This is a genomic window from Thalassobacillus hwangdonensis (assembly GCF_042675915.1).
Classification (GTDB): Bacteria; Bacillota; Bacilli; order Bacillales; family Halobacillaceae; genus Thalassobacillus_A; species Thalassobacillus_A hwangdonensis.
In genome coordinates this window covers 21,911-42,707 of record NZ_JBHTKL010000007.1, presented here as the reverse complement: position 1 = coordinate 42,707, position 20,797 = coordinate 21,911, and the positions used below count along the sequence as shown (strand labels likewise).

At 45.2% G+C, this 20,797-nt stretch carries 18 protein-coding genes and 2 tRNA genes; 2 read left to right on the top strand and 18 right to left on the bottom strand.

What is annotated here, in order from left to right; translation table 11 throughout:
- Positions 1 to 112: 112 nt before the first annotated feature.
- From ftsH to spoIIE, 6 genes are all read right to left on the bottom strand, one after another.
- Positions 113 to 2,155, bottom strand: a complete 2,043-nt coding sequence (gene ftsH / locus ACFQ2J_RS18370; protein ID WP_386064151.1) for an ATP-dependent zinc metalloprotease FtsH — start codon at positions 2,153 to 2,155, stop codon at positions 113 to 115.
- Between the two features lie 118 nt (positions 2,156 to 2,273).
- Positions 2,274 to 2,813: a hypoxanthine phosphoribosyltransferase gene (gene hpt, locus ACFQ2J_RS18365; RefSeq protein ID WP_386064148.1), complete on the bottom strand. Its 540-nt coding sequence runs from the start codon at positions 2,811 to 2,813 to the stop codon at positions 2,274 to 2,276.
- Between the two features lie 12 nt (positions 2,814 to 2,825).
- A complete protein-coding gene (gene tilS, locus ACFQ2J_RS18360; RefSeq protein WP_386064145.1) occupies positions 2,826 to 4,220 on the bottom strand; it encodes a tRNA lysidine(34) synthetase TilS in 1,395 nt (464 codons plus the stop codon).
- A gap of 86 nt (positions 4,221 to 4,306) precedes the next feature.
- Positions 4,307 to 5,269: a protein kinase domain-containing protein gene (locus ACFQ2J_RS18355; protein ID WP_386064142.1), complete on the bottom strand. Its 963-nt coding sequence runs from the start codon at positions 5,267 to 5,269 to the stop codon at positions 4,307 to 4,309.
- Complete coding sequence (locus ACFQ2J_RS18350) at positions 5,235 to 5,972, bottom strand: vWA domain-containing protein (RefSeq protein ID WP_386064140.1); 738 nt, start codon at positions 5,970 to 5,972, stop codon at positions 5,235 to 5,237. The genes ACFQ2J_RS18355 and ACFQ2J_RS18350 overlap by 35 nt, the downstream gene beginning before the upstream one ends.
- A gap of 76 nt (positions 5,973 to 6,048) precedes the next feature.
- The gene (gene spoIIE / locus ACFQ2J_RS18345) at positions 6,049 to 8,496 is read right to left on the bottom strand and encodes a stage II sporulation protein E (RefSeq protein ID WP_386064137.1); all 2,448 of its coding nucleotides are present in this window, start codon (positions 8,494 to 8,496) and stop codon (positions 6,049 to 6,051) included.
- Positions 8,497 to 8,798: 302 nt separating this feature from the next.
- On the opposite strand from spoIIE, the gene ACFQ2J_RS18340 reads away from it, so the two are divergent.
- Positions 8,799 to 8,875, top strand: a tRNA-Met gene (locus ACFQ2J_RS18340).
- A 32-nt stretch (positions 8,876 to 8,907) separates the two neighbouring features.
- A tRNA-Glu gene (locus ACFQ2J_RS18335) sits at positions 8,908 to 8,979 on the top strand.
- Between the two features lie 207 nt (positions 8,980 to 9,186).
- Here the strand turns inward: ACFQ2J_RS18335 and ACFQ2J_RS18330 are convergent.
- The 12 genes from ACFQ2J_RS18330 to ACFQ2J_RS18275 form a co-directional block, all read right to left on the bottom strand.
- Positions 9,187 to 9,582, bottom strand: coding sequence for a S1 domain-containing RNA-binding protein (locus ACFQ2J_RS18330; RefSeq protein ID WP_386064134.1), 396 nt, complete (start codon positions 9,580 to 9,582; stop codon positions 9,187 to 9,189).
- A gap of 74 nt (positions 9,583 to 9,656) precedes the next feature.
- The gene (locus tag ACFQ2J_RS18325; protein WP_386064131.1) at positions 9,657 to 10,031 is read right to left on the bottom strand and encodes an FtsB family cell division protein; all 375 of its coding nucleotides are present in this window, start codon (positions 10,029 to 10,031) and stop codon (positions 9,657 to 9,659) included.
- 11 nt (positions 10,032 to 10,042) lie between these two features.
- The gene (gene yabQ, locus ACFQ2J_RS18320) at positions 10,043 to 10,633 is read right to left on the bottom strand and encodes a spore cortex biosynthesis protein YabQ (protein ID WP_386064129.1); all 591 of its coding nucleotides are present in this window, start codon (positions 10,631 to 10,633) and stop codon (positions 10,043 to 10,045) included.
- On the bottom strand, positions 10,630 to 10,926 hold the full coding sequence (gene yabP / locus ACFQ2J_RS18315) for a sporulation protein YabP (RefSeq protein ID WP_386064126.1): 297 nt from the start codon (positions 10,924 to 10,926) through the stop codon (positions 10,630 to 10,632). The genes yabQ and yabP overlap by 4 nt, the downstream gene beginning before the upstream one ends.
- Positions 10,927 to 11,192: 266 nt before the next feature.
- Positions 11,193 to 11,456, bottom strand: coding sequence for an RNA-binding S4 domain-containing protein (locus ACFQ2J_RS18310; RefSeq protein ID WP_386064123.1), 264 nt, complete (start codon positions 11,454 to 11,456; stop codon positions 11,193 to 11,195).
- Positions 11,457 to 11,458: 2 nt separating this feature from the next.
- Positions 11,459 to 12,925, bottom strand: a complete 1,467-nt coding sequence (locus ACFQ2J_RS18305) for a bifunctional methyltransferase/pyrophosphohydrolase YabN (protein ID WP_386064120.1) — start codon at positions 12,923 to 12,925, stop codon at positions 11,459 to 11,461.
- Positions 12,922 to 14,517, bottom strand: coding sequence for a putative polysaccharide biosynthesis protein (locus ACFQ2J_RS18300; RefSeq protein WP_386064118.1), 1,596 nt, complete (start codon positions 14,515 to 14,517; stop codon positions 12,922 to 12,924). The genes ACFQ2J_RS18305 and ACFQ2J_RS18300 overlap by 4 nt, the downstream gene beginning before the upstream one ends.
- A 151-nt stretch (positions 14,518 to 14,668) precedes the next feature.
- Entirely contained in the window at positions 14,669 to 15,205 is a 537-nt protein-coding gene (spoVT, locus tag ACFQ2J_RS18295) for a stage V sporulation protein T (protein ID WP_386064115.1), read from the bottom strand.
- 171 nt (positions 15,206 to 15,376) lie between these two features.
- Complete coding sequence (gene mfd, locus ACFQ2J_RS18290) at positions 15,377 to 18,919, bottom strand: transcription-repair coupling factor (RefSeq protein ID WP_386064113.1); 3,543 nt, start codon at positions 18,917 to 18,919, stop codon at positions 15,377 to 15,379.
- Positions 18,920 to 18,984: 65 nt separating this feature from the next.
- Complete coding sequence (locus tag ACFQ2J_RS18285) at positions 18,985 to 19,215, bottom strand: anti-sigma-F factor Fin (RefSeq protein WP_386064110.1); 231 nt, start codon at positions 19,213 to 19,215, stop codon at positions 18,985 to 18,987.
- Positions 19,216 to 19,326: 111 nt separating this feature from the next.
- The gene (gene pth, locus ACFQ2J_RS18280; RefSeq protein WP_386064107.1) at positions 19,327 to 19,890 is read right to left on the bottom strand and encodes an aminoacyl-tRNA hydrolase; all 564 of its coding nucleotides are present in this window, start codon (positions 19,888 to 19,890) and stop codon (positions 19,327 to 19,329) included.
- Between the two features lie 207 nt (positions 19,891 to 20,097).
- Positions 20,098 to 20,751 carry a 50S ribosomal protein L25/general stress protein Ctc gene (locus ACFQ2J_RS18275; RefSeq protein WP_386064105.1) on the bottom strand — a complete coding sequence of 218 codons (654 nt, stop codon included), beginning with the start codon at positions 20,749 to 20,751 and terminating at the stop codon, positions 20,098 to 20,100.
- Between the last annotated feature and the right edge of the window lie 46 nt (positions 20,752 to 20,797).

Genomic DNA, 20,797 nt, shown 5'->3' with positions numbered 1-20,797 from the left:
GAGCCGTCTCCGCTCACACCCTTTCATTTTTAGAGTGGTGGCTCCATAATTAATTTCAAACAAAAAGAAGCCACGCTGCGTTTGGGGCAGCATGGCTTCGATATTGATGAATTTATTCGCGATCCTTTTTCTCAGAATCGTCAGTTGTATCATCGGTTGTTTCTTCTTGTGAAGTTTCTTTCGGCTGTTCGTAGTCTTCGTCGGTTTCTTCTTTTGACTGGATATTCACCCGGACATCAGAAGGATCTTCAGACCCGCCGTCAATTTTCTTCATCTCTTCTTTGCGTGATTTAGCATTTTCATTCGCAAGCTTTTCCAACTCTTCGTCAGTCGGCATGCGTCCTTTTTCAAACAAGGATTTGATCTGTGTCGCATCCAATGTTTCTACTTCCAGCAATGTTTTCGCTACCAGCTCGAGTTTATCGCGATTCTCTGTAAGAATCGTTTTAGCCCGCTCATAGCAGAAATTGATGAAGTTCTGAACTTCTTTATCAATATCATAAGCGATCTGATCGCTGTAATTCTGTTCATTCTGGATGTCACGTCCAAGGAACACCTGGCCGCTCTGGTTGGAACCGAATTGCAATGGTCCAAGCTTATCACTCATACCATATTCGGTAACCATCTTACGCGCAATGCTTGTAGCACGTTGGAAGTCATTGTGAGCACCTGTGCTGACTTCGCCAAAGATGACCTCTTCAGCTACACGTCCACCAAGCAATCCTGTAATCTTATCAAACAATTCCGGTTTGGTCATGAAGTAACGGTCTTCTTTCGGAAGCATGACCGCATAGCCACCTGCCTGTCCGCGAGGGACGATGGTAACTTTGTGGACCATGTCTGCTTCATCAAGCACCATACCGATGATTGTGTGTCCACTTTCGTGGTAGGCAACGATGTTACGCTCTTTATCTGAGATGACTCTGCTCTTCTTAGCAGGCCCGGCAATCACTCGGTCAATCGCCTCATCGACATCGTCCATATCCACTTTCTTCTTATCTGCACGTGCCGCTACAAGGGCAGCTTCGTTCAGTAAGTTTTCCAAATCCGCACCTGAGAAGCCAGGAGTACGGAGAGCGATCGTTTTCAAGTCGACATCGTCACTTAATGGCTTGTTCTTGGCATGAACAGCCAATACTTCCTGACGGCCTTTGACATCAGGACGATCGACCGTAATCTGACGGTCAAAACGACCAGGACGTAACAAGGCAGGGTCAAGAATATCCGGACGGTTGGTTGCCGCGATGATGATGATTCCTTCGTTCACACCGAATCCATCCATTTCGACAAGCAACTGGTTCAATGTCTGCTCACGCTCATCGTGTCCACCACCAAGACCTGCACCACGTTGACGACCTACGGCATCGATCTCATCAATGAAAATGATACACGGAGCGTTTTTCTTTGCGTTTTCAAATAAGTCACGTACACGGGATGCACCGACACCGACGAACATTTCAACAAAGTCGGAACCACTGATTGAGAAGAATGGAACACCAGCTTCTCCGGCTACTGCACGTGCAAGCAATGTTTTACCTGTACCCGGTGGCCCTACAAGCAGGACACCTTTCGGAATACGCGCACCAACTGCAGAGAATTTACGTGGATCTTTCAGGAAGTCGACGACCTCCACAAGCTCCTGCTTCTCTTCATCCGCACCAGCGACATCTTTGAAACGTACTTTCTTCTTTTCTTCTGTATATTGCTTCGCCTTACTCTTACCGAAGTTCATGACACGGCTACCGCCGCCCTGAGCCTGGTTGAGCAAGAAGAAGAACAATATGAAGATGATGATGAACGGAATCATCGTGGTCAGGAAGGAAACCCAAGCACTTGGCTGTTCTTCCTCTTCGACATTCAAGATGCTCTGTTCTCTCGCTGTTTCTTCTATATTTGAGACGACTTCATCATTATTGGTAACTTTTGTTGAGAAAGTCTCTCCGTCTTCACTTCCCAGTTTACCAGTAATGCCAATGACCCCATTCACAGGCTGCATTTGCATTTCATGGATTTCACCATTATTCAATTTTTCGTAAAATTCATTTACTGTCAAGGTTGTACTAGGTTCACCTGATCCTCTGAATAGACCGACAACGCCGATAACTACGAGGAAGATAAGTAAATAAAATATTGTGTTACGAAATATCCGGTTCATCGCCTTCCTCCTCCCAAGCAACAAAAACTAAATAAAATAGTATCATCTAAAAAGTACCAATACAACTAATTACCCTTATACCATATGTGACAATTCTGTGATTCATTCATGGGCTCGATCAGCCGCCATACACTTCCGGTTTCAATACACCGATATAAGGAAGGTTACGATATTTCTCTTCGTAGTCCAAACCATAACCGACAACGAATTCATCAGGTACTTCAAAGCCGATGATGTCTGCTTTGATATTCGCACTTCTACCAGTAGGCTTATCAAGCAGTGTAACGATTCTGATCGATTTCGCTTTGCGGTATTTGAATAGATCGACAAGATAGCTCAACGTCAAACCACTGTCAATGATGTCTTCAATGATCAGAAGGTCTCTGCCTTCGACCTGCGTGTCCAGGTCCTTTACAATTTTAACCTCACCCGTGGATTTCATACCCCCGTTATAGCTGGATACATCCATGAAGTCCATTTCCAGGTGCGTTTCTACACGCTTAAGTAAATCCCCCATGAAAGGCATCGCACCTTTCAGCACCCCGATCACCAACGGGAATCGGCCATCGTACTCTTCTGTAAGCTGCGCTCCTATCTCTTGGCATTTTTCTTGAATTTCTTCCTGTGAAATCAAGATTTTCTCAATTTCGTTATGCATAGTTTGCTCCTCCTACAGGGTTTCGTTGTTTTTGTAATGTACATGCAGCCATTCTCCTGTACCTACTTCAGAGGGCTTCCCCTCACTCTTTTTCAAGCCGACCAACCACAGGATCCTACCAGTATGATCAGTAACAATCGGCCATGTGTCCCGCTTATCAGCAGGCACCTTCTGGTCGATGAAAATATCTTTGATTTTCTTGGAACCCTCCATTCCTTTGCAGCTCATCCGGTCCCCGGGTTGACGGGTGCGGATGATCAAAGGCAAGGATACGTGAGCAATATCACAAGCAAATGCATGCGCACTTTCACTCTTCTGATTATCGGAAGAGGTGGAAAGTGAGATTTCCCCGCCATCAGGGAGGGTGATGCTTTCCCCAGGTGACAGTTCGAAGGTGTATGGCTCCCCAGCTTGTCCGAACCTGAACGTCACTGTACCATAGGAGCGGTATAAACGGAGCCCTTCTGGAAAATCCAATCTTGCATTCGCCATTTCCCGGTTCAAAATGTCGAAAAATTGCTCTTCATGTATATAAGAAAGATCATTAGGTGCCTTACGATAAAGATAGTTTAATATTAGATGAAAGGCTCTTCTTTGTAAAGCTATTGGATAGCCTGAAAACTCATTAATTTCAAAAGAAACCTCTCTACCACCGATACCCTTTTTCACAACATTTTCTACCATGGAATTTGCTTGTGTGTGCAAAAATGCTTCATCTTCTGTTGCACGCTGACTCAGCAGCTGAGCATGACGATGAAATTTCGGGTTCTGTTCCTTAAATAAGGGCAAAATGTTCAGTCGAATGTAATTCCGCGTATATACAGGATCTGCATTGGATGGGTCGTCACGAAATGGCACCTGATTAATTTTGCAGTATTCCAGTATCGCCTGCTTCTCGACACAAAGCAGCGGCCTAATGATTCTCCCTTTTCCAAAGACTCGTTCTAACGGAATGCCTTGGAATGCAGCTGGGTTGGTTACCCTCATCAATCGCATGATCAGCGTTTCCGCCTGATCGTCACCATGATGGGCAAGTGCCAGCACATCCGCTTCATATAGGGACATCTGTTGTTCAAAAAAATCATAGCGCAACGATCTAGCAGCTTGCTGGGTACCACATCCGTGTTTTTTCTTATAGGAAGTAACATCGACGCTCGTCCCTGAAAATTCAATACCCCACTCTTGGCAGGTCGATTGTACGAATTGCAGATCTTCTAACGATTCATTCCCTCTCAATCCGTGGTCTACGGATAAAGCAATCAACGTTAAATTCTTTTCTTTCTTCAACTCTTTCAAGTAATGGAGTAGCGCCATTGAATCTGCCCCGCCTGAAACAGCAACAAGGACAGTGCAATTTTCCTGCAGAAATTGCTGGGATTCGATAAAAGAATCGACGGTAGCTTTCATCTTTGGCTTCACTCCAATGGTTTGTAATCGGTAACGTACACCCTCATCGTACCATTAAGATTCGAATCCCTGCAAAGACAGGAGACTTACATCCCAATCCAGATATAGATGAAATAAAAGAAGCAGACGACCACTGAAATGAATCCCATTTCCATCGCCGCATGACCACCTGCTTGTTTTTGATCGCCACTACTCCGTTGACGTGCTCTCCTGGTTGGTTGCTGAGGGGTATCGTTCTGCCGGGCAGTCAAAACAACTGAAATCTCGTTTTTCATGGCAGCACTCGACTGGATGCTCCCTTCCCATACGTTACGTATCGTCTTCTCGTAAGGTTTCAATATAGGAGAGAGCGATAATTGTTTCAGTAAAGTCTGCTGCGGCTTCGTGCCTCTTTCAAAACGACCCGAGCGGCCGATTTCAAGCATGATCATCGTCACAGCGAAAAGGTCATAGGAAGGTTCTGCTTTTCTTGAACCCATCTGCCAGTATCCACGGTCATAGAATTCTGTATATTCTTTAATAGCCCTTCCATTTTGGGTTGTACCTCCTACATCAATCCACCTTATCCTTGCCGGTGGGTAGCTGACGAGCAGATTATCCGTCTTCAAATCACCAAACACCCAACCTGCCTGATGGAGATCATGTAGATCCGTCAGCATCTGCAGAATCAGAATTCCGACCCATTCCTTCCCTTTCCCTCTCAGGAACGTGCTAAGCGTATAGCCCTTAATATATTCCATTACATAAAAGTGTAATCTTGTACCATTCGGTCTGATCCAGTCATCTACACCCATCAAAGAAGGCCCAAGGCGTTTTCCTTGGACCTTCTGGAACGTTTTCAATACATTCACTTCAGTCGTGATCCGGGAGCTGTCCTGGCTGATTTTCAGAGCTACTCTCTTACTTTCATATTCACATAAGTAGACGACACCACAAGCGCCTTCACCTAATTTGTTCAGAACCCGGTAACTTTTTTTCGTCCATTTACCGGTAATGAGCGTTCCCGGTTGGAGATTAATCGCCTGTTTCTTCGTATGGTTCATCTGCATGGCTCTTGCTCCTGAACAAGCTTTTTTTACTGAACTGGTAAATCGCTTCTTTCAATGCAGGCCCCGTTGGAGTAATTCCTCCGCTCGCAAGCTTCGGAAAGATCTTGGAAATGCCTTCAAGGTCAGGTGACCAATCCATCAGTTTATGAATCGGCTTTTTCTTGTGTGGGAAAGCGTAGATGCTGAACTTATTGCTTCCTGACCTTGCGTTAAGACTTAGACTGAGATCGAACAAGGCATCCTTCACCGTTTCCAATTTAGGGGTCATACTGGCACTTGTGTCTACAAGCACAAGTACTTCAAGCTTACTGGTTTCACCGAGTTCTTCTACGACTTCCATAATTTCTCCCCGTTGATCAGGCGGAAGCTCTTCCAGTGTCTTCTTAGGGCCGAGAATTTGTTTCAGCTCCTGATTCACCACTCCTTGAAGTGTCTGTGTCATTGCTTGCTTCGTGACCATCTGGACGGTCTGAGACAATGCCTGCTGGTAGACGATTTGGCTGACGCCTCCACCAGACAGAGCAATCGCTTCAACTTCTTCCAATCCTTCCGGCTGTTCACTTTGATCATCATCCAGGACGCCGATGACATTCACGGTAATCCCTTGATTGTGGGCCAACGCCGCTACCGCTACCGGGTCTTCTCCCTGATTCGAACATCCATCCGTCAATAATAGAATTTGCTTTAAGGTTCCTTGTTTCATTGGATCCTCCTCCTATTCTTATCAACATCTTCGCCGATTAGGAAAAGGATTATACCCCTTCAACAAGAGTTAATGTTCATGCTTCCTTTTTTACATGCGGAATTGCCGACCACTTAGGCAGATTGTGATCTAGCCTTGCTACAAGCACGGTCATGTCATCATTGATGGAACCGGATCTTGTACGGATGACCTCTTCCAATATCAAATCAGCAACCGCCTGTGGGTCACTAGTCTCCAGCTCCCTTATTTTACGTTTCAGCCACATTTCTATATTTTCCACGTGCTTCGGACCTTCCAGGATCCCGTCACTCATCATGATCAGCAGATCGCCTGCCTTCAACTGCTCGCTGACAATATCGACATCCACATCCTGGATGATCCCCATCGGCAGGTTGCTGGATTCGATTTTAAGCATCTGATTGCCACGCTTAATATAGCTCGGTGTACTGCCGATCTTTATGAATTTAGCAGTTGCATGATGCAGGTCCACCACAGCCAGATCCAATGTGGAGAAGATTTCGTCCTGTGTGCGCAGTGATAGAATCGAATTGATCGATTTAATCGCCACCTGCTCCTGGATCCCTGATTCTAAAATCTGCTGAAGCAGTCGTAACGTTTCCACACTTTCTTCATGGGCTCGTAGGCCATTGCCCATTCCGTCACTGATCGCAAGCGCGAACTTGCCTGACCCAAGCTCGATGGTCGTATAACTGTCACCGGATATGAACCCGCCGTCCTTGGCCGCATGGGCGACACCGCTTTCAATGTAATATTTTTTTGCGGACTGAAAAGACAGATGACACATTCCATGTGGAAAAGGCGCAATTTCTTCTGTAGTGACGACGATGGTTTCCTGCAGGATATCAGATAATAACGGCGCAATCAGCTTCGGCCCTTCCCCGTGGTAGTTGTTCAAATAGAGCACCATATCGATATCGATTTTTCCCGACTCCAAAGTATAGATATCGAGGGACTCCATTTCCAGGCCCAACGTCTGCAGTGCTTCCGTAATTTCCTGCTCCTGTTGTTCATGATTCTCCCGTTCTTTAACGATCTCTCTCGCAAAATCCCCCATTACCTCAGACACACCCCTCAACTGGTCAGCAACAAACCGTCTGCTCTCCAGCACCTGCCGTTTCAGCAGCTGATTGGCATGATAAAAAGACATCTCGTATTTCATGGTATCCACCAATTTCTGAGACTTCACACAGTACTGATCGATATTTTTCCGAGTTTGCCTGGAAGGCTCGTTCGTGGTTTCAATATCGTCCTTCAGATCTGTCATCAATGCATAAGTTTCATCGAATTGTTTCGCCCAGCATCGCTCTTTTTTAAAGCATGTCTGACACGTCTTTTCGGTTACATGGCTAAGAAAGTGATCCATTTCCTTTTGATCATCCGGCTGGTCGAGCTGATTTTCGAAATGAGTGAAGCTTTTGGATAATGCCTTGAACACATCTGAAAACTTTTCAACACGCACTGCAGTGACATCACGGACCTTCTGGAGGTATTGTTCTTGTTCATTCGAATGCTCCTGCGTCCCCGGAATATAACGGGATAGTTTGCGGATCCATCCTTCCGGCGTCGTAAGAAAAATGAAAATCGCCACGCCTGTTTCGAGCAGGGATGGAGTCAATGAGGCGACTGTCCCTCCATAAATGCCAATGAGCAGCGTCCCTATGACCAGACCGAGGCTGACTCCGATCTTTTTCCCTTCCTTCAACAAACCACCGAGCAATCCGGAGAAGGCCAGCAGACTCATTTGGTATAGATTCGCGACATTTGCCAGACTTAAGATCAGCCCGGTAACGACACCGACGGTAGACCCGATCGCCGCCCCACCTATATAGGCCAGGAATAGTACAAGGTACCTCGAAAAGATCTGCTCTATTGAAATACCCTGGATCTGCCAGCCGATCGTACCCGTCAATACCGATGCAAGCAGGATGATCATGCATACCACTTCTTCATTCTTCAATGAAGACTTGTACCGCTTAGGCGATATCAGCGGCACACTTTGCATGAAAATCAAGACGAGCAAAGCACTCAATATTCCTTCCACTCCCATCAGGATACCCTCGTAGGGTTCCCACCCATCAATAATTGTCAAACCGATGGCACGCGGGATCATACAGGCGACCATTGCCAGGAGCGGAAGGATCTGCTGATGGCGTTCCCATGTATGTACTATGAATCCAAGTAATAAAAAGGCCATCACCGCTCCGAATACAAATACCGCCTGCACCCATCCCATCGTCGCAGCCCCAATCACCGCAAATAGAGCCACAGCAGGTACCCGATCCCGGCGCAGCCACCAGACCGAAGCAACCAAAGCGATAACGAATGGTGAGATGGAAGATAGTATAACTGCTCTACCAAGAAGTAAAGCAATGATCATCAACAGCCATCCTTTGTCGATAAACAAGTGTCTGACCCGTGCATCCACTTTCTTTTTAATCCGAACCCAACGTCCTTTTTCTAATTCAAGCGTGTGTAATCCTTTCTTCGTCATCGTCCCCCACATGTTCTACCTCCTCCTTGTCGCTCTATTAAATCACAACTCTATCATTTAATTTGTCAAAACAAGAGGAGAGCCGTGACAAAAAGTTCGACTCATTTCCGACTTCCAAAGGTATCTTCTACAAATTTGCATGCTTTTTTATACAAGAATTGTACCTTCAGAAATAGAGAGTTGAGGGATATACCTTTGACAGCCTATGCTTTGGGCTTCTTCAAAAATTGACAGATAAGTCTTAAAACTTATTAAAGTGTTGACACTTTCTCTATCATGTTGTAATATATTTTTTGTGACTTTGAGAGAAATATGGCGGTGTAGCTCAGCTGGCGAGAGCGTACGGTTCATACCCGTGAGGTCGGGGGTTCGATCCCCTCCGCCGCTACCATTTTTATTCTTTCTTACATAAAGATAGACTTAGGCCCGTTGGTCAAGCGGTTAAGACACCGCCCTTTCACGGCGGTAACACGGGTTCGAATCCCGTACGGGTCATCCAACACATTCTTTGTCCTAAAAAAGCAGCATCCCATGCGGATGCTGCTTTTTTTATCTAAAATATCAAACTCGCCACCCTATTTACGCCTCATATATTCTACCCTTCGTATATTTCTCATATAATCAAAAAAGCAGGTTCCCAGTTTACTGGTGAACCTGCTTGTATCTATAACAACATTTTTTATACTCTACATAGGCAGCTAGTTAGCCTCGTTTAGCACCCCGTCCCCCACGTTTGGATTCGGTGTGTTTCTTCAAGGATGAAAGACGATCTTCACTATCCTTAAGGAAACGATTCATTTTCTGCTCAAATGATTCGCTCGGTTTGCGAGTTTGTTGAGGCTTTTGATTACGGCGGCCGTAATTTTCTTTCGCTTTCTTAATGGAAAGGCCGATTTTACCGTCTTTGCCGACATTAATGACCTTTACCTCTACTTGATCGCCTTCGCTCAAGTGATCATTAATATCTTTTACGTAGTTATCGGCAACCTCACTAATATGGACTAGACCTGTCTGCCCACCCGGAAGTTCCACGAACGCTCCAAAATTAGTGATACCAGTTACCTTACCCTGCAGCTTGCTGCCTACTTCGATTGACATAAAAAAAATGCTCCTCCTTAAAAAATTCGATAAATATCATTCCTTACTATTATATAGAAGGAATGAAAAGTGTGTCAATAAGATGGGTCATCATCCGGCAGTTTGAAGATGATTTCGCCTTCTTTTGAGAAAAAATAGTTCGTTCTGGCTATTTGCAACACATATTCTTCATTATTGAGGAGCTGAATCTCTTCGTTTAATGTTTTCTCCTGATTCTCCAATGAAAGCTTTTCCTCTTCGAGGGCTTCCAGCTTTTCCTGCTTTTCGGCATACAGTGCCTTCTGATCAAAGTGGTAGTTGATCATCCATGCTGATACAATCGTGATGACTAAAGCAAATAAAGCCAGACGTCGAAACAGGCGCTTCTTTTTTCTGCGTTGTCGCGCTTGGTGAACGTCATATTGCTGCATATATGTAGAATCCAGCCTGGTTACGCGTTTATCTGCCATTTATTTGCCTCCTATTTCTGGAATTTTTTCCACCATTTTTTTATTATATTCTTTATTTTATCGTAAAATCCTGCTCCAGCGAATAAGTAATTTTTAATATTTTGTGGGACGAGTCTCCAAATAAGTCCAAGTATGAGGCGAAATGGCCACCATACAATACGTAACAACAGTAGAATACCCGCAAGCAAGACTGTTAAAACCCATATTACAATGGATTGCAGCAGCTTCCACAATCCTATTATCGGCTTGAATACGAAGGTTCTGAAGCATTTTTTGATCATTGTAGAAATCCACAGTGAAATACGGATCAACCGCTCGAGCAGCTTCCGGTAACTTTGCTGGAAGAGCCCTTTATACGCCGCAAACCCGCAAAGCACTGCCAAAAAGACATACAGGCGCAATTCCCCATAGTTTGTCTGATATAAAAGATAAAAAAGAATCAGAACCTGCAAAAGCCAAAAGCTGATGACAATGACATAGTTCATCAGCACGTGTTTGCGATAGTTTTTTTCAAATCGTTTCATTGTATCTACAGCTGCTCCGAGATAAATACCTCCGCCTATCATCGTAAGCATTGTCAGGAATTGCGTTGTCAGCGTCATTTGAACAGCTTGCTAAAGAATCCTTTAGCTTTCTCCGCATGCTGCTCATCCAGATAAGTCAGCTCGTAGATTTTCCCCTTGATGGAAACCAGTCCTTGTCCGACATCCAGATTCTTCATTTGGAGATTCTGACCCCTTATTACGAGGTAACCCATCGATGTCTGCAAAAGGAATTCTTCGTTATCGAAGCTGTCGACCTCTTTCACTCCAGATATTTCAAGGTTCCGTCTATTGTTCATCTTTACGTGATGTTCCGCATTGCCAGCACGCAAATCTTTTTCATAATGCTCCATTCTAATTACCTCCTCTTCACTTAGTACAACCTATGAAAAAAGAAAAAGAAATAGAACATTAAGTGCGCAAAGGACTCGTTCAGCCGCGACATGCATAAGCAGGCTCCTTCATCCCGTCTGATCTTTGACGGTATGAGGAGAATGCTTATGTCACGAGCGGCTAGTCCTTGGAGCCGGATAACATTAAGTGCGCAAAGGACTCGTACAGTCGCGACATGCACCTCAGAACGTAAAAAAGCCACCCCGCCCAGCAAGGTGGCTCCTCTTTATGACCGCTGCACTTGCTCCTCTTTTACGATGGAGTAAAGTGTAGTGGCTTCGTCTTTCTTTACATTTTCCCTTAAGTCCTTCACTTCGATCGTCAGGATTTTCTGTCCGAATTGAATCGTCAATTCATCCCCGACCTGCAGATTTGTTGCAGCTTTCGCCTCATTACCATTGACGTTGATCCGACCTTGATCGGCAACCTCTTTTGCTAAGGTACGTCGTTTGATCAAGCGGGATATTTTCAAAAATTTGTCCAAGCGCATCGTCATATCTCCCCTTTATATTGTTTCTTAGCTTCATTCCAGTAACTGTCGAGCTCTTCAAGCGTGCAATTCTCCAACGTATTCCCTGTTTGCTTGACACTTGCTTCGATATACTTGAATCGTGTGCGAAATTTTTCATTCGTACCGTTCAACGCGGTTTCTGCATTTATTTTATAATAGCGTGCCAAGTTTACAATAGCAAAAAGCAGGTCCCCAAGTTCATTTTCCATTTTAGCAGGATCATCTTCCTGAAAGGCTTCATTGAACTCCTGCCATTCTTCTTTCACTTTCTCCCAAATCGGTGCAGGTTCTTTCCAGTCGAAACCGACTTTTGCAGCTTTCCGCTGGATTTCTTCTGCCTGCAGCAATGCCGGGAAGCTTGTCGGGATATCATCGAGCAGGGATTCAGGGGATTCCCCTTTCTCCTGCTTCTTGATCTCATCCCAATTCGTCACGACCTCGTCTGCCGATTCGACATCGACATCCTGAAACACGTGCGGATGTCTGCGGATCATTTTATCGGTGATCGATCGGATGACGTCATCGACTGTAAAGTAACCTTCGTCCTCTCCGATCTGACTGTGAAGCATGACCTGCAACAGTACATCACCGAGTTCTTCAGCAAGATCATCATCATCCTGTCGATTGATCGCATCGATGACCTCGTATGCTTCTTCGATCAAATATTTACGGAGTGACTCATGTGTCTGCTTTCTATCCCATGGGCACCCATCAGGTCCACGCAACGCCTTGATCACTTCTCTCAGACGGAAGAACTGATGATTCAGCACCTCTTTTTCGACCGGCGGAATGTACACACTTGTGAGATTATTGAGTTCGACTGTACGATCAAGCTCTTCCAATGGTACAGTCGTCAACGTTTCATCCGAACTTCCTGCTGCAGTAACCACTGTGACCGGATACTCCGGCGGCAAATCCTCGAGCAATTGCAGCTTTACATCTGACGCGATCATTTCATCATAGACCTGGCAGAAGATGATATGATTCGTATAGTGAAGCATATTCCGGTCAAAGGCTGTTCCGTCGATGAACTGCATCCCTTCGATTGGGTCAATTTTAAGTGCGGTGTAAAGATCGTCGAGATAACTCTTGCCACCGAGTACACGAACAGATATGCTTCCTTCCTTTTCCTTTTGCAATAACAGTTGCACGGTACGTTCCGCTAGCATCGGATGACCGGGCACGGCATAGAGGATATCCCCTTCAGCCGCAGCTTCCATCAACCTCGCTGTTATATCTTCATAGACAGCTTCAAAGTGATCATGCGCTTCATACACTTCATCAAAAGCTGTAAATGTGACACCTTCTTTTTTCAATTCTTCGATGACCGGATGATCTTCGGTTCGTACATAGACGTTTGCTTTATTGCCCGTCAATTTCCTATATATTCCTAACGGCAGCTGATCCATATCTCCAGCGCCGAGTCCGATGATTTGGATGGCATTCACGGTTTCGTCCTCCTTGGCAACAATGTAATCAAATATTCTCCATAAGGGAATTGTTCTAACTCCTTTTTACCAAAGCAGCGGAGTTTAATCAAAAGGATCAAGTAAATAAGACCGCCGAGCCCTGAGACCATCAGTGTATATGCAGCAAGCTGAACTCGTGTAGCAATATCCAACCACGTTTGCTCGACGAATATGGCACTCAGTACGAAAAGCCCCATTCCAGTTAAAGCAAGGCCTACTTTCAGGAACAGCTGCCATGGCAGGATCCCTTTTACGACACGCTTTCGGATCAACCAGCGATTCAGTACCAGAACGACACCGACACTAATGACGGATGCGAGTGCTGCACCATGTATTCCGGCATATGGAATAAGCAGCCAGTTCCCTGTCCATTTGATGCCTACACCAACCAGCACAAACAAGGCAGTATGGAAGATATAGTCCATTCCTTGCAAAATGGAAGAGGCGGTAATTGCCAACGAACTGAAAAGAATGACCAGCATCAGTATTCGCAATGCATTTGTCCCGGCCTGATCCTGGAACAGCAACTCATTTACATAAGGGAAGAGTAATATTAATCCGACAGTTGCTCCGATCGAAATGCCTAGGCTCAACTTTATCGCTGTTCTGATATGAAAGCGAAACGCATCCGGCTTAGTCATCATTCGATTTTTCGTAATCGTTGGGATGAGCGCCAGAGCAAGCGACGACCCAAGTACCGTTCCTAATTGAATCAATGGATGGCCCCGATCGAATATTCCTTTGGTCACTTTCGCCTCTTCGAGCTCCAAACCGTGATCCACCAGTCCAGGGACTAAGGTAAACGCATCGGCTAATTGCAGAAGAAGCAATAACATATAATTCAGGCAAATGAATAGTCCATATACGAATACAGTCTTGATATATTGCGCAATACTTAAAGCCGCTTCGACCGTTTGATCATTCCATGGTTTTCGTTTATGGAAAAGTAAAGCCAGATAAGCAAAAGCTGCCAGGCCGCCAAACACCGCTCCGAATGCCGCTCCAGGGCCGATCAGATACATATCCTGACGATCGACGGCTATAAATGCTACAGCGATTATGATGGCGACGCGAACCAACTGTTCAATGATCTGCGATACAGCGGTCGGTCTCATATCGTTCATCCCTTGGAAGACACCTCGTAGCAATGAGGTGAAAGGCACCAGTAGAAAAGCAACCGCTGCCGATTGAATTCCGACTTCAATGGCTTCATCCCCCATCCATCCGGCGATGGACCCCGCTCCTATGTAAACCAAGAGAAACAGAACGACACATACTACAAGCAATACAGATACGACAGGGATATAAAACGTCCGCCAACACAAATCCCTGGAATCATTATTATATTCTGCGACAATTTTTGAAACAGCAACGGGAAAACCGTAAAGTGAAAGCACCATGATTATGCCAAGCAATGGATACACTTGCTGATAAATATAAAATCCAAGGTCACCTGTGATATTCTGCAGGGGTACACGATATCCAGCACTAAGAACTTTACTGAGCAGGCCTGCGATGGTAAGAATCAGTGCTCCTTGGAATAGTTGTTTCGATGAGGTTGAATCATTCATAAGGCTCGCCTTTCCTTCATTCATTACCCACCATTATATCACTAACGGCTTACTGGAACGAACAACCAGTGAACTTCTGAAAAGATACTTCTGAACAAGAAAAAGCCGTAAGACATTGTCCCACGGCTTTCATAGTAATGAATGATTATTTCTATTCCATTTGGCGTGCAAGGAAACTTGCAGCTGTCTCCAAAGACTTGACTTCAACATCTCCAAGTGCCGGCCCGTCTTTCGTGTACATGACGACGCAGCCAATTGGATCTCCTTGTGCAATGATCGGGGTGATGAGGTAAGAGGACACCGTTTCGGGGTTTCCTTCTACAAGCTCTACTTCGCCACCATTCTTCTCCACTCGCGCAGATCGATCATCCATTGCTTGTTCAATTTTCTGGCCGATATTTTTGTTCATGTAGTTCTTTTTCGTTCCCCCGGCTACTGCAATAAACTCATCCCTATCACAAATCATGACAGGTTGACCGAGTGAGTCGAATAAAGCATCGGCATACTCTTTCGCAAAATCTCCAAGCTCGCTGATCGGAGAATATTTTTTTAAGATGACCTCGCCTTCACGATCCACAAAAATTTCCAATGGATCTCCTTCACGAATACGTAGTGTCCGGCGAATCTCTTTTGGAATGACCACCCTGCCTAAATCATCGATACGTCGTACTATTCCTGTTGCTTTCATGCTAAGATGCCTCACTTTCAGTGATGATTGACCTTAGTGTTTCGCCTGTTTAGCTCAACAGTTTGGTGATGACCTTAGTATGAATCAACAAAATGAACCTATTCATCCGCAGATTGGATTTTGTCGAAAAAAGTTACTTTATTCCCTGCATCATGCAGTAATTGTTAATTTTTATGCTGAATCCGCACTCCTTTTCATATCCGGAAGGTGCTGAATGAATTCTTCCACGAGGTGGTATCTTCTCACATGTGATTTTTTATCCAGCTGGAAGGTCACTTTCAGCTTCTGGTCTTCTGTTCCCAGCTTGATCATCCTTCCATAACGGTTGGCGAATTCAAACAGCTTCGCTCCATCGATCTGCTGACTTTCATCTGCTGTCATGATCAGCTCGATCGACTTTTTCTTTTTATGTTCAGAAATCGACTCGATCCTTGATTTCTTGGCATGGAATTTCAATGACGCAACCATGAACAGATTCTCGACCTCCTCGGGATAATCACCGAATCGGTCGATCAACTCGTCCCTTAAATCATGGATGTCCTCCATCGTCTCGATTGCCTGGAACTGCTTATACATATCGATCTTTTGTTTTTCATCGGAAATATAAGATTCCGGTAGGTATGCATCGATATCCAGGTCCAACTCCACTTGGAATGGCTGGATCGCTTCAGGCTCTTTGCCTTGCTTTCTTGCTTCGATTGCATCTTTGAGCATTTGAGAGTACATATCGAACCCGACCGAATCGATGAAGCCATGCTGCTGAGCGCCCAGCAGATTTCCAGCACCGCGGATGGAAAGGTCTCTCATCGCAATTTTGAAACCTGATCCAAGTTCGGTGAATTCTTTGATTGCCTGCAGTCTTTTCTCCGCAACTTCCGTCAGCACCTTATCTTTTTGATAGGTGAAATAAGCGTATGCAACGCGGTTGGAGCGCCCTACACGTCCACGCAGCTGATAAAGCTGGCTAAGGCCCATTTTATCAGCATCATACACAATCAGAGTATTGACGTTTGGAATATCTACTCCGGTTTCGATGATCGTCGTACTGACGAGTACATCGAATTCCCCTTCCAGGAAAGAGAACATGACATTCTCCAGCTGAGTTTCGTTCATCTGGCCATGCGCAAACGTCACCCTAGCTTCAGGAACGAGTGCGGAAATTTCTTCTGCCATCCGCTCGATATTCTCTACACGGTTGAAGAGGAAAAAGACTTGTCCCCCTCTTGCCATTTCCCGCTCGATCGCCTCTCTCATGAAGACAGGGTTGTATTCCAGTACATAAGTCTGGATTGGGAAGCGGTTCTCTGGAGGTGTTTCAATGACCGATAAATCACGGACACCAAGCATCGACATATGCAATGTCCGTGGAATCGGAGTGGCGGTCAATGTCAGTACATCCACATTCGCCTTCATCTGTTTGATTTTCTCTTTATGCTTGACACCGAAGCGCTGCTCTTCATCGACAATCAACAGTCCTAAGTCCTTGAATTTGATATCCTTGGAAAGAATCCGGTGCGTTCCGACCACAATATCCACGAGTCCTTTACGGAGCTGGTCCGTCGTTTCCTGCTGCTGCTTCTTAGTACGGAACCTGCTCATCAACCCGATGTTGATCGCAAAATCCTGGAATCGCTCCCGCATCGTCTCAAAATGCTGTTGTGCAAGTATTGTCGTCGGAACAAGAATCGCGACCTGTTTCCCTTCTGATACGGCTTTGAACGCAGCCCGGATAGCCACTTCTGTCTTACCGTAACCGACATCACCGCAAAGAAGCCGATCCATCGGCCGTATTTTTTCCATATCTTCTTTGATTTCTTCGATACAGCGGATCTGATCATCGGTTTCCTGATATGGGAACGAAGCTTCGAATTCCCGCTGCATCTCCGAGTCTTCGGAGAAGGCATGGCCTCTTGAGGCTTCTCGTTCAGCATAAAGCTTGATCAGATCGTCCGCGATGTCCTCAACAGAAGACTGGACTTTCCGCTTCACTTTCGTCCATTCACTTCCGCCAAGTTTATATACTTTCGGTTCTTTCCCCTCTGAACCTACGTATTTCTGAATGAGGTCAATCTGATCAATGGGTACGAACAACTTGTCGTTACCGGAATATTTGACCACCATGAAGTCTTTGTGGACTCCATTCATTTCCAGCGTCTCTACACCTAAGTATTTACCGATTCCGTGATTCGCATGGACGACATAGTCGCCGACCTTCAATTCCTGATAATTCTTGATCCGTTCTGCATTTGAAATCTTCTGCTTCCGCTTCGGTTTGCTCGTACGCTTTTTGAACAGTTCGTTTTCAGTAAGTACCACAAGTTTATGCATCGGCATCTCGAATCCTGATCGAGGATTTCCGATTGTGATTACCGGTTTACTGACAGGGAGGCTCAATTCCTCCTTTTGCACTACAGCTTCCATGTCATAATCATCAAGCACCGATTGAATCTTGTCTGCTCTTCGCTCACTCGGTGCAAAGATCACGACTGAAAACTTTTGTTTATTCCAGCGTTCCATTTCGTTTTTCAAAAGATTCATCTGACCATGGAACTGCTGCATCTGACGACAGGAGATATTGACGACATTTTCAGGATTGGTATTCGGAATGTGGCGTAAAAACACAGACAAATAGAGACGTTGCTGTTCCATACGCCCCCAAACCTCATGCCAATCATAGGAGATGGACATGTCCCTGACCATCTTATTTGTTTCAAGCAGACTCCCGTACCACTCCGCTTCTTCCTTATCGAGGTTGTTCGCTGTCTCCTGGATCCGACTCACTTCGTCCATGATGACCAGTCCATCTTTTGAAAGGTAATCAAGAAGTGTTTCTGGTTGATCATAGTAGTATGACACGTACTTATACATTTCCTGAAAGCGCGTCTGCTGGTCCAGCAGATCAATGTCGTGTTCGATTGTTTCTCTTAATGTCTCTTTCGCCGCATTTTGATTCAGCTTCTTCAGAGAATGGCTTAAGGCCTCTCCTAGACGCTGAGAGGCTCTGACATAATCTTCGCTTGTCAACAACAGTTCCGTTGCAGGCTCGATTGTAGCACTGTCCAATTTATCCTGCGAACGTTGAGATTCAGAATCGAATGTTCGGATTGAATCCACTTCGGTATCAAACAACTCGATGCGATAAGGGTAGGAAGCTGTAAGCGGGTAGATATCGATGATTCCGCCCCGCACACTGAATTCTCCCGGAGTCGCAACCATTCCCGCACGCTCATATCCCATGTCGACGAGGCGAAGCAGATAGTTATCAAGGTCGACGTCTTCCCCTACTTTGAATTCCAATACATTATCCTGCCAATATGATTTCGGAGGCAGAATCCGCTTCAATGCTGCTACCGGAGCAATCAGAATTCCATTGGATTGGTTCAGCCATCTGCTTAACGCCTCAATACGCTGGCTTTTCAATTCCGGACTGGCGATTGCGATTTCTGAAGCAATCAACTCATTGACCGGATAAAGATGGACGTTATCTTCCGCGGTCAACTCCTGCATATCCTCATACAATTGCTGTGCCTGAACTAATTGGTGCGTCACCAACAACACAGGGCGCTCCAATGATTCATTCAAAATGGAAACCAGAAGGCTCCGCGCAGAGCCTGATAGGCCAGCTACCATCTGTTCTTTCATACCTGAAGAAAAGCCCTTCAGTATGGAATGGATATCATCCTGTGGGCTTAGATAATCCTTGATACCTTGCATAAACGATTCCTCCACAACCTCTACTCCCCCAGCGTGGATCGCCTTTCATCAAAGGGTGTATGATGTTATTGAATTAAAAAGTCTGTTTCATGATACTGGGGGTTCAGGTTATATGCATTCTGACAATCGTCACAAATCGTCTGCACTTCCAAGTCCCCATTCTGTTTCAAATCGATCATTTCCATCCGTTCCTGCTCTGTCAATCGATCCAGTCCAAGCATGGTCTCATCAACCGTTCGCTGGTCGAGTTCACCGACCGTCCTGCTACAATGACGACAAACATAGATGATAGCCATCACACAACCTCCTAATTGAACGTTGTGATTAGTTTGACCGTCACCGTTTTCAAATATACGAATACCTCATTTTTATGCTTTCATACCAATACTGATGCATTGCATAAAAGCTCATGACTGATTGTAAACGTTCATTACTTCAAGAAAAGGCTGATCCATCCAAGCTTCACATGCTTTGACAGCCTGTTGGATGCTGTCTTCGACGTCCGGCTTTTCTTCTTCATTGAAAGTGCCCAGAACATAGTCGACAACTGCCATTCGGCCTTGTGGCCTGCCAATTCCTACGCGTAGACGCTTGAAGTCTTTCGAACCGAATTGGTCGATCGTGTTACGGATGCCATTATGGCCACCGTGCCCACCCTTTTGTCTCAGTCTGATTTTTCCTGGAGGTAAATCCAGATCATCATAGATGACAAGAATATCTTCCAGGTCAATATCATAATAATCAGCGAATGCCCGGATCGCTTCTCCGGACAGATTCATGTATGTTTGCGGTTTGACCAGCAGCACCTTTTCACCTTGGACATGCTCGACCGTATATAGACTCTTGAATTTTTCCTGCGTCACATTCCAATTATTGGCGTCCGCCAGCTCATCAATTACCATAAAACCAACGTTGTGCCTTGTTTTTTCATATTTCTTTCCCGGGTTACCTAAACCAACGATACATTTCATTCTGTTCAACTTCCTTTTCGATCGATTTCTGATAACACCTATTATAGCAAAATGATTTGTCTGGAACCAAAGCGTAATCTCTTTGCTAAAACTGAAAGCCTCTTATGCCTGTTCGAAATTCCCGAGGAAGAAAAGGTCGAGCAAACCCCATCGCAGACACGTATAAAAGGGGCGTAACTGTTTAGTCACGCCCCTCGAATCACTCTTTTATTCTTTATCTTCTTCCTGATCACCTTCACCATCGTCATCTTTTTCATTAATGACTTCAGGCTCAGCATCTTCATCTTCAGTTTCTGGTTCCTCCGGCATTTCTTCCGGTGGAGTCACAGATGCGATGGTAGTGTTGTGATCTTCAGTAATTTCGTAGTTCTTCGCTTCTTTCAGATCACTTACCATCACGCTGTCACCAATCGACAATTCGCTTACATCGACTGTAATTTCTTCCGGAATGTCATTCGGCTTCGCACGAATCGCCAGTTCATAAAGTGGCTGCTGAAGCACACCGCCATCTTTCACGCCGACTGCTTCTCCTTCCAGCCTTACAGGAACTTCTACGTCCATTTCTTCAGACATGTTCACGATGTAGAAATCAGCGTGTACAAGCTCGTCCTTCAATGGATCGACCTGGTATTCATGCAGCATGACATCTACCGAAGACTTTCCTTCTATATTAAGGGAAATGATTGCGTTTTTCCCTTCGTCACGAACTGTTTTAAGAAGTTCGATACTGTTGACTGAAACCGTCACCGGTTCTTTTTCTTTCCCGTACACAACTGCTGGCACGGAACCGTGTTGACGCAGTTCTCTGGTAGTCGATTGTTTGAGATCTGTTCTTTGATTTGCTTTAAGTTTAATTGCCAAGTTAATCACCCTCCATAGAAATTAAAACCATCTAATATTAAATGTT

Coding starts and splice junctions, on each gene's coding strand:
- ftsH (WP_386064151.1), bottom strand. CDS start 2,155: ATGAACCGGATATTTCGTAACACAATATTTTATTTACTTATCTTCCTC.
- hpt (WP_386064148.1), bottom strand. CDS start 2,813: ATGCATAACGAAATTGAGAAAATCTTGATTTCACAGGAAGAAATTCAA.
- tilS (WP_386064145.1), bottom strand. CDS start 4,220: ATGAAAGCTACCGTCGATTCTTTTATCGAATCCCAGCAATTTCTGCAG.
- ACFQ2J_RS18355 (WP_386064142.1), bottom strand. CDS start 5,269: ATGCAGATGAACCATACGAAGAAACAGGCGATTAATCTCCAACCGGGA.
- ACFQ2J_RS18350 (WP_386064140.1), bottom strand. CDS start 5,972: ATGAAACAAGGAACCTTAAAGCAAATTCTATTATTGACGGATGGATGT.
- spoIIE (WP_386064137.1), bottom strand. CDS start 8,496: ATGTGGGGGACGATGACGAAGAAAGGATTACACACGCTTGAATTAGAA.
- ACFQ2J_RS18330 (WP_386064134.1), bottom strand. CDS start 9,582: ATGTCAATCGAAGTAGGCAGCAAGCTGCAGGGTAAGGTAACTGGTATC.
- ACFQ2J_RS18325 (WP_386064131.1), bottom strand. CDS start 10,031: ATGGCAGATAAACGCGTAACCAGGCTGGATTCTACATATATGCAGCAA.
- yabQ (WP_386064129.1), bottom strand. CDS start 10,633: ATGACGCTGACAACGCAATTCCTGACAATGCTTACGATGATAGGCGGA.
- yabP (WP_386064126.1), bottom strand. CDS start 10,926: ATGGAGCATTATGAAAAAGATTTGCGTGCTGGCAATGCGGAACATCAC.
- ACFQ2J_RS18310 (WP_386064123.1), bottom strand. CDS start 11,456: ATGCGCTTGGACAAATTTTTGAAAATATCCCGCTTGATCAAACGACGT.
- ACFQ2J_RS18300 (WP_386064118.1), bottom strand. CDS start 14,517: ATGAATGATTCAACCTCATCGAAACAACTATTCCAAGGAGCACTGATT.
- spoVT (WP_386064115.1), bottom strand. CDS start 15,205: ATGAAAGCAACAGGAATAGTACGACGTATCGATGATTTAGGCAGGGTG.
- mfd (WP_386064113.1), bottom strand. CDS start 18,919: ATGCAAGGTATCAAGGATTATCTAAGCCCACAGGATGATATCCATTCC.
- ACFQ2J_RS18285 (WP_386064110.1), bottom strand. CDS start 19,215: ATGGCTATCATCTATGTTTGTCGTCATTGTAGCAGGACGGTCGGTGAA.
- pth (WP_386064107.1), bottom strand. CDS start 19,890: ATGAAATGTATCGTTGGTTTAGGTAACCCGGGAAAGAAATATGAAAAA.